The organism is Chryseobacterium kimseyorum (assembly GCF_025971945.1).
In the GTDB taxonomy this organism is placed as follows: Bacteria; Bacteroidota; Bacteroidia; order Flavobacteriales; family Weeksellaceae; genus Chryseobacterium; species Chryseobacterium kimseyorum.
Genome location: NZ_JAPDHW010000014.1, coordinates 17,840 through 30,032 on the forward strand (window position 1 = coordinate 17,840; position 12,193 = coordinate 30,032).

General features: G+C 35.8%; 15 protein-coding genes. 5 read left to right on the plus strand and 10 right to left on the minus strand.

What is annotated here, in order from left to right:
• Positions 1-174: 174 nt before the first annotated feature.
• Positions 175-1,257, minus strand: a complete 1,083-nt coding sequence (locus OMO38_RS16410; RefSeq protein ID WP_264751270.1) for an endonuclease/exonuclease/phosphatase family protein — start codon at positions 1,255-1,257, stop codon at positions 175-177.
• A gap of 129 nt (positions 1,258-1,386) precedes the next feature.
• Between OMO38_RS16410 and OMO38_RS16415 the strand changes: the two genes are divergently transcribed.
• Together OMO38_RS16415 and gloA2 are read left to right on the plus strand one after the other, a co-directional pair.
• Positions 1,387-1,824 carry a nuclear transport factor 2 family protein gene (locus OMO38_RS16415; RefSeq protein WP_264751271.1) on the plus strand — a complete coding sequence of 146 codons (438 nt, stop codon included), beginning with the start codon at positions 1,387-1,389 and terminating at the stop codon, positions 1,822-1,824.
• Between the two features lie 6 nt (positions 1,825-1,830).
• The gene (gene gloA2 / locus OMO38_RS16420; protein ID WP_264751272.1) at positions 1,831-2,208 is read left to right on the plus strand and encodes an SMU1112c/YaeR family gloxylase I-like metalloprotein; all 378 of its coding nucleotides are present in this window, start codon (positions 1,831-1,833) and stop codon (positions 2,206-2,208) included.
• 139 nt (positions 2,209-2,347) lie between these two features.
• Here the strand turns inward: gloA2 and OMO38_RS16425 are convergent, their stop codons facing one another.
• The 3 genes from OMO38_RS16425 to OMO38_RS16435 all read right to left on the minus strand — a co-directional run bounded on the left by OMO38_RS16425 (position 2,348) and on the right by OMO38_RS16435 (position 4,466).
• Entirely contained in the window at positions 2,348-2,731 is a 384-nt protein-coding gene (locus OMO38_RS16425; RefSeq protein WP_056078532.1) for a DUF1634 domain-containing protein, read from the minus strand.
• Complete coding sequence (locus OMO38_RS16430) at positions 2,728-3,558, minus strand: sulfite exporter TauE/SafE family protein (RefSeq protein ID WP_056031008.1); 831 nt, start codon at positions 3,556-3,558, stop codon at positions 2,728-2,730. The genes OMO38_RS16425 and OMO38_RS16430 overlap by 4 nt, the downstream gene beginning before the upstream one ends.
• Before the next feature lie 170 nt (positions 3,559-3,728).
• Positions 3,729-4,466, minus strand: coding sequence for a hypothetical protein (locus OMO38_RS16435; RefSeq protein ID WP_264751273.1), 738 nt, complete (start codon positions 4,464-4,466; stop codon positions 3,729-3,731).
• A gap of 225 nt (positions 4,467-4,691) precedes the next feature.
• Between OMO38_RS16435 and OMO38_RS16440 the strand changes: the two genes are divergently transcribed.
• Both OMO38_RS16440 and OMO38_RS16445 read left to right on the plus strand, forming a co-directional pair.
• Positions 4,692-5,243: a DUF1543 domain-containing protein gene (locus tag OMO38_RS16440; RefSeq protein WP_264751274.1), complete on the plus strand. Its 552-nt coding sequence runs from the start codon at positions 4,692-4,694 to the stop codon at positions 5,241-5,243.
• A gap of 93 nt (positions 5,244-5,336) precedes the next feature.
• Positions 5,337-6,446, plus strand: a complete 1,110-nt coding sequence (locus tag OMO38_RS16445; protein WP_264751275.1) for a 5-(carboxyamino)imidazole ribonucleotide synthase — start codon at positions 5,337-5,339, stop codon at positions 6,444-6,446.
• A 56-nt stretch (positions 6,447-6,502) separates the two neighbouring features.
• Here the strand turns inward: OMO38_RS16445 and OMO38_RS16450 are convergent, their stop codons facing one another.
• The 6 genes from OMO38_RS16450 to OMO38_RS16475 all read right to left on the minus strand — a co-directional run bounded on the left by OMO38_RS16450 (position 6,503) and on the right by OMO38_RS16475 (position 11,419).
• Positions 6,503-6,859: a hypothetical protein gene (locus tag OMO38_RS16450; protein WP_264751276.1), complete on the minus strand. Its 357-nt coding sequence runs from the start codon at positions 6,857-6,859 to the stop codon at positions 6,503-6,505.
• A gap of 27 nt (positions 6,860-6,886) precedes the next feature.
• Complete coding sequence (locus OMO38_RS16455) at positions 6,887-7,288, minus strand: hypothetical protein (protein WP_264751277.1); 402 nt, start codon at positions 7,286-7,288, stop codon at positions 6,887-6,889.
• Between the two features lie 120 nt (positions 7,289-7,408).
• Positions 7,409-7,699: a hypothetical protein gene (locus OMO38_RS16460; protein WP_264751278.1), complete on the minus strand. Its 291-nt coding sequence runs from the start codon at positions 7,697-7,699 to the stop codon at positions 7,409-7,411.
• 5 nt (positions 7,700-7,704) lie between these two features.
• Positions 7,705-9,825, minus strand: coding sequence for a cation:proton antiporter (locus OMO38_RS16465; protein ID WP_264751279.1), 2,121 nt, complete (start codon positions 9,823-9,825; stop codon positions 7,705-7,707).
• A 6-nt stretch (positions 9,826-9,831) separates the two neighbouring features.
• Positions 9,832-10,401, minus strand: coding sequence for a hypothetical protein (locus OMO38_RS16470; RefSeq protein WP_264751280.1), 570 nt, complete (start codon positions 10,399-10,401; stop codon positions 9,832-9,834).
• 109 nt (positions 10,402-10,510) lie between these two features.
• On the minus strand, positions 10,511-11,419 hold the full coding sequence (locus OMO38_RS16475) for a DMT family transporter (RefSeq protein WP_264751281.1): 909 nt from the start codon (positions 11,417-11,419) through the stop codon (positions 10,511-10,513).
• A gap of 223 nt (positions 11,420-11,642) precedes the next feature.
• Here OMO38_RS16475 and purE point away from each other — a divergent pair, with 223 nt between their 5' ends.
• The gene (gene purE / locus OMO38_RS16480) at positions 11,643-12,146 is read left to right on the plus strand and encodes a 5-(carboxyamino)imidazole ribonucleotide mutase (protein WP_264751282.1); all 504 of its coding nucleotides are present in this window, start codon (positions 11,643-11,645) and stop codon (positions 12,144-12,146) included.
• Positions 12,147-12,193 lie beyond the last annotated feature (47 nt).

Here is a 12,193-nt window from a genome sequence, read left to right on the forward strand (position 1 = left end):
ATTCCGTAGGAATCTAAACAGCTTTAATGTCTTTTCCTGAAAAAAAAATCGAAGTGATTTAAGAAGATATTCGTCCTGATTTAAATTTCTAAAATTATATAGTTAAATGATTTTGACCGGCCTAGATTAAATTGAATGACAAACTTTTAAAACGTAATAAAACGCGTTAACAAATCAATCCTCAGTCACCACCGCATCACGTTCTCCGTCTTCTTTTTTTCCTTCCTCAATAATTTCTTCAGCTTCGGCAATTTCTTCAGCATCTGCCTGTTCTACGCGTTCTTCCTGATCGTCATTATGATGGTCGATAAAAAATTCACAATAAACTGGAAGGTGGTCTGAACCGAAATTTTCAAGTGTTTTTAAATCTTTAATAAAAATATCTTCACTGTGAAACATCAGGTCAATCGGGAATCTCAGTAGGCGTGATTTGGCATGAAACGTAGATACAAAAGCATGACCTACACGGGGATCAATCAGATGACTTGTTTTTCTGAAAAGAATAGATGATTTTGACCATGCAACATTATTAAAATCGCCCACCACAATTACAGGTTTATGAATGTCTTTCACACGTTTTGCCACGCTCAGTAAGTCACCGTCGCGTTCTTTTGAAGTTTCTTCCTCGGTTGGACTTGGCGGTGGCGGATGCACACCAAAAAACACAAATTCAAAACCGTCTTCAGTCTTCAAATGCGCTTCAATACTCGGGATGTCATCAGCGACAAAAAAATGAGTTTTTGCATTTTCAATTTCCATTTTCGAATAAAAATGCATACCGTACGTGTTTTCAAGCGTCACTTTATGTTGATAGGGATAATCTTTTTCCACAACCTGCAGTGCTTTTTCCCAATCGCCATTGCTTTCCATAGTCAGGAACATTTCAGGCTTATTTCTGTTAATCAGGCTGATGAATTTATCAAATTCTGTATTAAACTGATACACATTGGCAGAGATGAAATGGTATTTTTTAGAAGAATTTTCAGTTCGTGGGTGCTTTTTGACTTTATACAGTGGTGTGTATTTGATCAGAGTGATACCATGGAAAATAATCATCGCCAATAGCAAACCCTGCAAATACCAGAAATATTCTGTTCTTTCAACAATAAATCCTAAAATAAAAGTGATGATCGTAAAATAAGTAATCTGAATTTTACCAAAATCGGGAAAGCGGAAAATCCAATGCGGGCTTGGAATTTTAGGTAATACGGTTAAAATCAGCAATAAAGCACTTAAAACAAGGTAAGTTTCCCACATATATCATAAAATAAACAGATAAAAATAAGATAAATTTGCACAACTTCATATCTGTTTTTATTTAAACTTTGTTAATAACTATGAATGCAATCATTTATTTATTAATTTTAAATTTTAAAACGGTAATCTATGTATAAAATTTCCTTCATCTTTCTGTTCTGCATTTCCTTCTGTTTTGCTCAGACAACCGAAAAAGATCTTGTTAAAGAAAGTGTCGAAAAGCTTTTTACCGGAATGAAAAATGCCGATACTGTGATGATGAAATCTGTTTTTGCTGAGGAAGCAATTCTGCAGACCATTACAAAAAACAATACTCTAAAAACTGATCAAGTAAAAGATTTTATAGACTCAATTTCAAAGTTATCAAAGAATGATGCAGAGGAAAAGATCAAGTTTGAAGCCATTCATATTGATGGAAATCTGGCAAGCGTTTTCACACCTTATTCATTTTATTTTAAAGGAAAATTTTCGCACTGTGGCGCGAACAGTTTTCAACTGGTGAAACAGAATGAGGTCTGGAAAATTCAGTATTTAATCGATACCAGAAGGACAAATTGCAATAAATAATTAAAAATGAAAATACATCACATTGCCATCATCTGCTCAGATTATGAAGTCTCAAAAAACTTTTATACCGAAATTTTAGGTTTAAACATTCTGCGTGAAGTGTACCGTGAAGAAAGACAGTCCTACAAACTGGATCTGGGGATTGGAGATCATTATGTGATTGAGTTATTCTCATTTCCAAATCCTCCTGAACGACCTTCAAGACCGGAATCGTGTGGCTTAAGACACCTGGCTTTCTCCGTTAAAAATGTGAATGTAAAACGTGAAGAATTAATTCAGAAAGGTTTGAACTGCGAAGAAATCCGCATCGATGAATTTACCGGAAGAGAGTTTTTCTTTACGCAGGATCCTGATCAATTGCCGCTGGAGTTTTATGAAGAGTGAGGTTTACTATTTTGAACACAGAGTGCAACAAGTTTTTCTACAATAATGCTGCATCTGTTTCACAAAGCCGTTTCACTTAAATAAGAAAGAGTTTTTGAGCCTACACAAATTTCAAATCTTAAACTTCAAATATCAAATTTTAATGCGCATAACCCGTAAAAAAGCTCACCGCCATAATCGCCAGCACGATGGATGAAATAATCACATAAGTGTAATCTTTTTCTTTTAAATATCCAATCAGAGCAAAGATAATTCTCATCAAAGGCGTGAAAATCAGCATCAGAATTCCCAATTGTATGATGGCCATGCCTTCGCCTTTACACAATGTTTCCCAGAAATGACTCCAGACTTTTTCCGAAGATGTTCCCATGTCGAGAAGCTTGTATTTTCGGGGCATTTTAAAACCTTCCATGAACAGTTTAATAAAACCAATCAGGGAAGTGATAACCGATAAAATTACGCCTAAACGGAGGAGATTTCCAACGGAACGGTTCAGGTCTACATCAGTGAAATTCTTTCTCATGAGAAATTGTTTCTAATTCCGTTATACATCATATACACTGAAAGAATCGTAATCACGATGGCAAAAAATGTTTTCAGCTTTTTCGTTTTAGAAACCATTAAAGTTTTTGAACCGATGAAACTCCCAACCACAACGCCTACCAAAACCGGAGCAACGATAACGGGTATGATTTCACCTCTCTGGAAATAAATTAATGAACTCGCAACGGCAGTTACGCCAATCATAAAATTACTCGTCGTGGTAGAAACCTTAAACGGCAACCTCATCATATTATCCATTGCCAACACTTTCAAAGCACCGGAACCAATTCCTAAAAGTCCGGACATCGCACCGGCAAACATCATCATAAAAAATCCCGGAACTGTATTTCTCGCAGAGTAACTTTTCAGAACACCTTTATCCGGAAAAGTTCCGTAGAGTTTTAATTTGTCTTCTAAAGTTCCTTTAATACGCGGTTCCTGATGGTCTGGTTTTCCTTTTAAATTTAAAACAACGGTAAGCAGGAGAATGCTTGCGAAAATAATTCCAATGGTATTCGGATTCAGCATTCCTGAAACGAGGGCGCCGGCAATTGCTCCCGCAGTGGTGGCAATTTCCAGAAACATTCCTATTCTCATATTGGTAAAGCCTTCTTTCACAAAAGCGACTGCTGCTCCGGAAGAAGTTCCGATAACGGAAATCAGTGAAGCACCGATTGCGTAATGCATCGGAACGCCAAAACCCAGCGTTAGCAGAGGGATGATGATAACTCCTCCTCCCAAACCTGTAAGTGAACCTAAAAGACCTGCTGAGATAGCGCCAAGAAAAAGAATAATGATCTCCGACATGCTACAAATATAAAACCTTTGAGGTTTTCAGGCAAACATTCACTCAAGATTATTTTTTGTCATCTTTGATGAAGCGTGAAAGCTGGTATAAGCCGTTTTGGTTCTGTTTAAATTTAAATTTTAACGGTTTAAAAGAATGAATTTTTTGCAAATGAAATAAATAAAAATCCCTAAAAAACATAATACGTAAGTCTTAAACTCGGGTAATAAATATTCCCCAAATATTTCAGCTGGTGTACATATTCTTTACCTTTATAACTCCATGTGTATTGAAAATCAGATTCTTTGGTTTGAATTTTTTGAAACGGTACATTCATCGATATTCCTAAGTCAAATTGATTTCTTAACCCAAAATTGAAACCAAATCCTATATTTGTACTGATCGTATAGCTTTTCTCACCAATATTGCTGTTGTAAGAACCTTCATAGTAAATGGTTTCGGTAAAGGCATCCTGCGATTGGCCATTTCCCCTGTTGTAGCTCATTACATTGTTGTTATAATCGGCACCCACACTTCCTTCGACATAAATGAAGCTTTCCCTCCATGGAAATAATCTTCTGTATCCGACGTAAATTGAAATGCAGTCATATTTCTGTCCAAAGATTTCCTTATTTGTAAATGGAATTTCCGACTCAATGAGGTTATACTCATATTCTATTTTCTTTCTTGTGATCAGAAGGTCCGCGAACAATTTATTTTTGTCGTCTAAATTTTTCACCAGTTTTCCTCCAAAATAAAATGAAAAAGGTTTGTTTGAACTGAACTGGATTTTGTCAGTGGATAGATTATTTTTAAAAATATTCATGCCTGAACCTACCGTAATTCCCAAAGAGTAATCAGATTGGGAATAGTATTTTTCCGACAAAAGGAGCAGTGCTATTGAAGCAGTTTTTAATAGAAGTTTCATGTGTTATTGAGAAGTTTTTCATCTAACGCAAAAAGTGTATTTAAATTTTAAAATGTAAATCTTTTCGTTTCCAAATCAAGTAAGCAACTGGACAAGATGAAAACAATCCTTTTTACAAAGATTTACGATTCTCAGATTTCATTATGGTAAAAGTACTGCCGTTTTCATGCAAACATTCACTCAGGATTATTTTTTGCCGTATTTTTGCAAAAGTAAAATTCAAAAATGAAGTTATTTTATATCATTCTCGGAGCTACGCCCAAAGGTAGAAATATCGAACAGCACGATGTGTTTTTCGGAATTGCAGAAACTTTAAAAGATCTGGTACCCGCTATAAAGGATTTCTGGCCAGAAGCTAAGGGAAAGATTCACATTGACGCGTATCAGGAAGTGAAGTTTGCTGATGGATACGAGATTTTGGTAGAGCCTAAAAACAGCTTTGAGAATGAGGAAAAACTTTTTTTCGTCAATATGGGAGGTTACAAGGCAGACCATTTCAAAGAGTTCCACGAGCAACATCTGATGGTGGGGAAAACGCTGGGTGAAGTCGTAAAAAAATCAAAAGCGACAGAATTTTATCAGACCATGGGATTCAAAGGTGCCGGAAGTCACATCGATGAAAAATTCGGGGTTGATATTGATGATATTTTCAGTGTGAATGAAATTTTACCTGAAGAAATGAAGCAGAATTATTCTCTGAAAATCAGAAAATCAGAGGTTGAAGATCAGCAGAATTACACTTTTCTGGGTTACCTGATGCTTGATAAAATCAAGTAAAAGCTGAAAATAAGGAATTGATTTTGGCTTAGATTATTTTAAAACTTTAAGCAGTTTAATCAAATTAAATTTTAAAAAATAAATCAAATAAAAATGAAAATAGGAATTTTAGGAGGCGGACAGCTCGGGAGAATGCTGATTCAGGAAGCGCTGAAGTATGATGATGAATTTTACACTTTAGATCCGGCTGCTGATGCACCTTGTCACAATATTTCATATTTTACTCAGGGAAGTTTCAATGATTACGAAACCGTTCTGGATTTTGGACGAGATAAAGATGTGGTAACGATTGAAATCGAACACGTGAACGCAGACGCTTTGGCTGAACTTGAAAATCAAGGGGTGAAGGTAGTTCCGAATTCTGCTATTATTAAAACAATTCAACAGAAAATTCTTCAGAAGAAATTTTATGAAGAAAATAATATTCCAAGTCCTGAATTTGAAATTATGGATGGAACGGAAGATGAAATTAAAATCGCACTGCCCTTCGTACAAAAGCTGAATACTGGCGGTTACGACGGAAAAGGTGTACAGGTCATCCGCACCAACGAAGACCTGAAAAATCTCTGGACTCAGGATTCTGTTCTGGAAAAACTGGTTGATATTGATAAGGAACTTTCTGTAATTGTAGCCAGAAACGAAAACGGAGAAACACAGACTTTCCCAGTAACAGAAATGGTTGCCGACCCGAAATTAAATTTGCTTGATTTTAATATCTGTCCGGTTTTCTTAAGTGAAGAAATTGAAAATCAAATAGATTCCATCACCGAGAAATTTTTAAATGCTGTAAATTCACCGGGATTGTTTGCTATTGAATTGTTCTTAGACAAAGAAGGGAAAGTCTGGGTGAACGAAACTGCTCCGAGACTGCACAATTCCGGACATCAAAGTCAGGAGGGAAATGCCAATTCGCAGTTTGAGCAAATGTACCGTGTGGTGAAAAATTTACCGTTAGCCGACACCGACGCCATTATTTACAGCGGCATGCTGAATTTGGTCGGTGCAGAGGGCTTTTCAGGAAAAGTAATTTATGAAGGCATGGAAGAAGTCTTAAAACTTCCTGAAACTTACGTTCATCTTTACGGAAAAACAGAAACCAAACCCGGCAGAAAAATGGGACACATCAATGTTTTAGCGGACTCAAGAGAAGAGCTGATGGAAAAATTAATAGAAGTGAAAGCGATGGTGAGAGTGATTGCTTAAGATTTTTTTTAAAAATATAATGAGAAAGACTGCTTTTGGGCAGTCTTTTTTTTTTATTATTGAAAAATTTTAGGAAAATCAACTGTCCATTTTTTCTCCTGTGAATTCCAAAGTAAATACGGGCCATCGAAACCATCGATGTAAACGAGCTCATAATTTCCATCTACATCTGCGGTGTAGGTGGGCTTTGCAGATTCATCTTTTTTAAATCCTAATTTTTCTAAAGTCTGCCAATCATTGGTTTCAGGAAGCTTTCCATTGATTTTTTTGTAATTTTCAATTTTTTCAATTAATTCAGTTCCAAATTTAATGTCCGATTTTCTGGTGACTTCAATTGGGAGATTCCAGTAAACCACTATTGATAAGATAATGAGAATGACGACTGAGATGGAGATGAGGAGTGTTTTTTTCATGAGCTGTGCTTTTTTTATTTTATGAATTTAATATCTAATTTTCTCATCTTTATTGTGCTTTTTATCGAGTTCATAGATGATTCTATCAGAAATTTTAAAATCAATATTGTTATTTATACAAACAGATTTTAGTGTTTCTAAATAATCTACATAAAGCTCAATCTGTCGCTCAATATTTGGGAAATAAATAGGCAAATTTTCCCCTTTAATAAATCTGTAAACTCTTTGATCAATGATTTGATAAATGTTTGGATTTTTAAACCTCAAAATTGTTGAAGCCATTGCTAACTGAATTCCTTTTATTGAAAGAAGTTTTGCTAAAATCACCTTCGTTATATCAATATTGATATTGGTGTCTTCTTTTTTTATTTGATTTAAAAGATTGAATGATTCATTATCTAAAGAAGAATATCTATTGACTTTTTCCACAAAACAATTTCATTGATGATATTTTGATTAAAATCGCAATCAGTTTCACCTAATTTTTCTGTCAATGTTCGTTGAAAATTGTAATTTTCATTTTGTAAATCTTTTTCTGTTATCTCAATACTAAAAATTGTATTCATTAGTCAAGTCATTTTCGTTAAGATGATTTAAATTTATTAAAGCTTGAGTTTTCTTTTGTAAATACTCAATAATTTCAACCAAATGCTTTACGTTCGGGTCATCTACTGATTTTAGAAGTTCCAGATTAAAAACAACTTCATCACTTGAATTAAAAGCTTCGTCTAATTTTCTTAATTCTCCAAACATACAAAGGTTTAGTGCGCTTGTAAATAGTATTTGTTCAGTTTTAATTAAATTTTGGACAGACACTATTAAATGAGTTTTATAATCCATTTTTTTTATTTAAAAATCTTCTTAATCACATTTCCAATCTCGATGAAATCGTCATGATTTCCTACAGAACGCCTTTCGGTAATGTCCTGTTTAAATTCTGAATATGGGAAGATCAGTAAATAATTATTATCATGAAGTTTTCCATTTAAAAGCTCAGGAATCAGTCGCATTCTTGGGATGTAAGACTGCATTCCTCGTTTGGCCATAAAAATTATCAACCCTTCATCTTCTTTGATTTGGGCTGCTGTTTCTTCGCCGTCTCTCCAAGTATTCATAATGATAAACTCAGCTTCGATGTTTGCTTTTTTAATGATTTTCTGTAAAATATCCAGAATGTTTTCAGGAGCATAAAATACAATCGTGGCGCCCGAATTTCTCGCGATATTCCAAACACGGACTAGAGCATGGAAAAATCCTGCTTCTTTGTGTGCATTTTCAGGAATCATTACAGCATACTTTTTAATAGTTGAAAGCGGCTGTGCAGCGTGATACACGAAAACATTCACATCATCATTCTGCAGATATCCGTTGTACAGATTATGCGCAAACGAAGTTGAGAAACCTTTTTCATCCTCCAACCCGATAATCAGATCAGTAATTTTCTGTTCTTTGATCACATTGTTGACGCCATTGATGACGTCGTTGTCATATCTTTTTAAAGCCTGCAGTTTTACGTCCGCCGAAGCTGCAGTGTCGGTTGCCTGATGCAGAAGTTTTTCGGCATTTTTTACAGAAGATTCATTTTTATCTTCATTGATGACATTTAAAGCAAAAAAGTCTTCGGTATTGGAATGAGCTTTAATTAAAATCCCCAAATTCACCATTCTCTCAACGGTGTTGTCATAATTTAAAGCCAAAAGAATATTTTCCTCCTCGTGATTATTTCCTGAAACAGTATCTTCATTGTCACTTTCAGCAATTTTCTGAGCGCTCGACATGGAGACGAAAGATGAAACGGTGCACGAGATTAAAATCAATAAAATACTTCCGTTCAGAACGTGCTCGTTCAATAATCTTACGGGTTCCCCGGTTTCACTTTCAGAGAGAATAATGTTGTAACCGACCATCACCGCTGCCAAAGTTGCAGCTGCAGAGGCTGAACTTAATCCGAAAATAAGTTTACCTTCTTCTTTTGTAAGCTTAAATGTTTTTTGGGTGGCCACCGCAGAAACGTATTTCCCAACAATGGATGCGACCAGCATCACGGCTGCAACTTCCAACGTTTCCCAGCTTTTAAAAAATACTTTAAAATCAATCAGCATTCCTACGCTGATCAGGAAAAAAGGAATAAAAATCGCGTTTCCAACGAATTCCACGCGGTTCATCAGTGAAGATGTGTGAGGAATCAGTCTGTTTAAAGCCAGACCTGCAAAGAATGCCCCAATAATCGCTTCTACACCAGCCAATTCAGCTAGTAACGCGGCCAGATAAATCATTACCAATACGAAAATGTACTGTGAAATTTTGTCATCCACTTTCTTAAAAAACCACCTTCCGATAATCGGGAAAACCAGCAAAACGATCAGTGCAAAAACTATAAATGAAACCGATAATTTCACCCAAAAAGCGGTTCCCACATCACCCTGCGACATTCCAACAATAATGGCTAATACCAAAAGGGCAAGAACGTCGGTAATCATTGTTCCGCCGACCGTAATGTTAACAGACAGGTTTTTTGCAATTCCTAATTTACTGACTAGAGGATAGGCGATCAGGGTATGAGAAGAAAATAAACTGGCAAAAAGGATAGAGGTTAAGACAGAGAAATCTAAAATATAATATCCGCCCACAAATCCCAAAACAAAAGGCACAAGAAAGGTGTAAAGACCGAATGTGAGACTTTTCCATTTGTTTTTCTTAAAATCACCCATGTCGATCTCGAGTCCGGCGAGAAACATAATGTAGAGCAGGCCTGTTGTTCCCGTAACCACAATGCTGCTGTCCCTTGCGAGAACATTAAAACCGTTCGGGCCAATGACGGCTCCGGCGATAATCAATCCTAAAAGATGGGGAACTTTAATTTTATTTAAAAGAAGCGGCGCTGCTAAAATAATGATCAGAACCAACAAAAATTTGAGAACAGGATCTTCAAATGGAAGACTGAGGTTGTGTATACTTAAAATCATAGGTGTTTATTTTGAAAGACGGGTCAATTCTACAGAAAACTTTGCTGTACATTTGTTGTCAACGCTTACGGTACGTGTTCCCCGAATTTTATTTGCTGAAATTTCGTTGAGCAGAATATTCATTTCCACGCTTTTTTCTGCAGTAGAATCTGTTTTGTAATTCAGTTTTACCTCATTATTTTCAAATTTCCCGGAATATAATCTGACCAGCTTATTGTTGTTCACAATTTTAGAAACCAGTTGGGTAGAGTCACTGTCAAATTCCCATGTATCAATTCTTTGGTCACCAATTACGTAATCGCTGCAGGAAGATTCTGTACAGATAACTTTGCCCGTCCAGGCTCCGTAAACTTCGGCCGGCCATTCTTTGAAGATTTCTACAGAGTCTTTTTTATTAAATAAACTGTCTCTCATTTTAATAAGAGATTGGTAATCAGATTCTTTTTTGGCGAATAATTTTTCTTTTTCCAGAAGGGCATTTTCGCGGTCAGTAAGCTGTTGACTTTTTTCTTTGTCATCGCAGCTTTGAAAAATTAAGAATAAAGCCAGAAGTATAATGAGAGATTTTTTTGTCATAACGCACTAATTATTTTAAAAATATAGGCAAAAATTATGACAGCAAAAAATAAATAAAAGACTTTTAACTAAGAAATTTATTTCTTCGGTTTAATTTTTTAAGCATAAATTATCCCTCAATCTTCTTTCTTTTAAAGAGTTCCGGATTATAATTAATGATAAAAACGCCCAAAATAATCAGTATAGCTGCAATGATAAATTTGGCCGAAATTTTTTCGTCTAAAATTAACCAACTTAAGAAAATAGAAATAATGGTATTGATATAAGCCAAAATAGAAACTTGTACCGGAGAAATTTTAGTGAGTGCATAGTGGAACGCGAAAAATGCAGCTACGGAACCGAAAACAGCCAGATAAAGCATTGCCGAAATACTTATTCCACTCCAGTTTTCAAAATTGTAATTTTCGGAAAATAGAAAAGCAAAAATAAGCTGAATAATTCCTGCAAACATAAACTGATAGAAAAGATTAAGCGTGATATTTTTGCTCTGAAGATTCAGTTTTTTAGTGAAAATTGTTCCCGATGCCCAGCCTAAAATTGCAATGAACAGGAAAATAATTCCCATCAGATAATCAGGATTCCCCAAATCTTTCAAACCATCCCAAAATATAAAAAGAATCCCGCTGAAACAGAGGATAATTCCTATCAAAGCCCTGAAGCTGAACTTTTGTAAACCAATCGCTACGCTACCAAGAAAAACGACGATGGGCGAACAGGCGCTCATTAAAGATGCCAAACTACTCGTGACAGATTCTTCCGCAACCGTGGTCATTCCGTTGGCGATAATGAGCATTAGCGTAGAAAATATTAATTGATACTTTAAATTATTCCAGCCGATCCATTTAAACTCCTTTCGGTACAGGAGAATCATTAACATAATAATTCCCGCCAAAAGCTGACGGATTCCTGCAACAAACCACGCCGGAATAGTTTCTACCGCCACACGAATGGATAGAAAAGTGGTTCCCCACACAATGGCTACAGTGAGAACGGCGAAAGTAAGTTTGTAATTTTTCAATGGAATAGGGGAAATCGAATGGCAAAGATATTTATTTTGAACTGAAAAGATGTCAATTCTGCTTCACAAGTGAATCAGTGAATTGTCAATTCGCTACGCTGTCAATTAATTTGTTAAGTTATAAAATGCACTATTGATTATTCACTTGCGAAGCAAAATTCACTTTTTATTTTCACCCTTTTTTAAAATCCTTATCTTTGAAACATCTAATAAAATTGAAAAAATGGTAGGAATTATCATGGGAAGTCAGAGCGACTTGCCAATCATGGAACTGGCAGCGAATTTTTTAAAGAGTTTAGACATTCCTTATGAACTGACGGTAGTTTCGGCGCACAGAACGCCCGAAAGAATGTTTGATTATGCCAAACATGCCAAGAAAAGAGGTTTGAAAGTAATCATCGCTGGAGCTGGCGGAGCGGCCCATCTTCCGGGAATGGTGGCCAGTTGTACGACGTTACCCGTAATCGGAGTTCCTATCTTATCAAGCAATTCGATCGACGGTTGGGATTCTGTTCTATCGATTCTTCAGATGCCGGGCGGAATTCCTGTAGCAACGGTAGCCTTAAACGGAGCTTTGAATGCCGGAATTTTAGCTGCGAAAATATTAGGAACAGGTGATGAAAGTGTAGCTGAAAAACTTCAGATTTATCAGGATACTTTGAAAGATAAAGTCTTGGGAACTGTGGATGATATCAAAGCTAAGCATCCGAATCTGTATGATCTTTAAAAATTCCTTTATATATAAGAAAATGCCCCGAAATTTGCGGGGCATTT

What these genes read in the sequence shown, in the direction of transcription:
- OMO38_RS16415 (WP_264751271.1), top strand. Translation starts at nt 1,387, where the DNA reads ATGTATAAAATTTCCTTCATCTTTCTGTTCTGCATTTCCTTCTGTTTT.
- OMO38_RS16425 (WP_056078532.1), bottom strand. Translation starts at nt 2,731, where the DNA reads ATGAGAAAGAATTTCACTGATGTAGACCTGAACCGTTCCGTTGGAAAT.
- OMO38_RS16470 (WP_264751280.1), bottom strand. Translation starts at nt 10,401, where the DNA reads ATGACAAAAAAATCTCTCATTATACTTCTGGCTTTATTCTTAATTTTT.
- OMO38_RS16430 (WP_056031008.1), bottom strand. Translation starts at nt 3,558, where the DNA reads ATGTCGGAGATCATTATTCTTTTTCTTGGCGCTATCTCAGCAGGTCTT.
- OMO38_RS16465 (WP_264751279.1), bottom strand. Translation starts at nt 9,825, where the DNA reads ATGATTTTAAGTATACACAACCTCAGTCTTCCATTTGAAGATCCTGTT.
- purE (WP_264751282.1), top strand. Translation starts at nt 11,643, where the DNA reads ATGGTAGGAATTATCATGGGAAGTCAGAGCGACTTGCCAATCATGGAA.
- OMO38_RS16445 (WP_264751275.1), top strand. Translation starts at nt 5,337, where the DNA reads ATGAAAATAGGAATTTTAGGAGGCGGACAGCTCGGGAGAATGCTGATT.
- OMO38_RS16440 (WP_264751274.1), top strand. Translation starts at nt 4,692, where the DNA reads ATGAAGTTATTTTATATCATTCTCGGAGCTACGCCCAAAGGTAGAAAT.
- gloA2 (WP_264751272.1), top strand. Translation starts at nt 1,831, where the DNA reads ATGAAAATACATCACATTGCCATCATCTGCTCAGATTATGAAGTCTCA.
- OMO38_RS16410 (WP_264751270.1), bottom strand. Translation starts at nt 1,257, where the DNA reads ATGTGGGAAACTTACCTTGTTTTAAGTGCTTTATTGCTGATTTTAACC.
- OMO38_RS16460 (WP_264751278.1), bottom strand. Translation starts at nt 7,699, where the DNA reads ATGGATTATAAAACTCATTTAATAGTGTCTGTCCAAAATTTAATTAAA.
- OMO38_RS16450 (WP_264751276.1), bottom strand. Translation starts at nt 6,859, where the DNA reads ATGAAAAAAACACTCCTCATCTCCATCTCAGTCGTCATTCTCATTATC.
- OMO38_RS16435 (WP_264751273.1), bottom strand. Translation starts at nt 4,466, where the DNA reads ATGAAACTTCTATTAAAAACTGCTTCAATAGCACTGCTCCTTTTGTCG.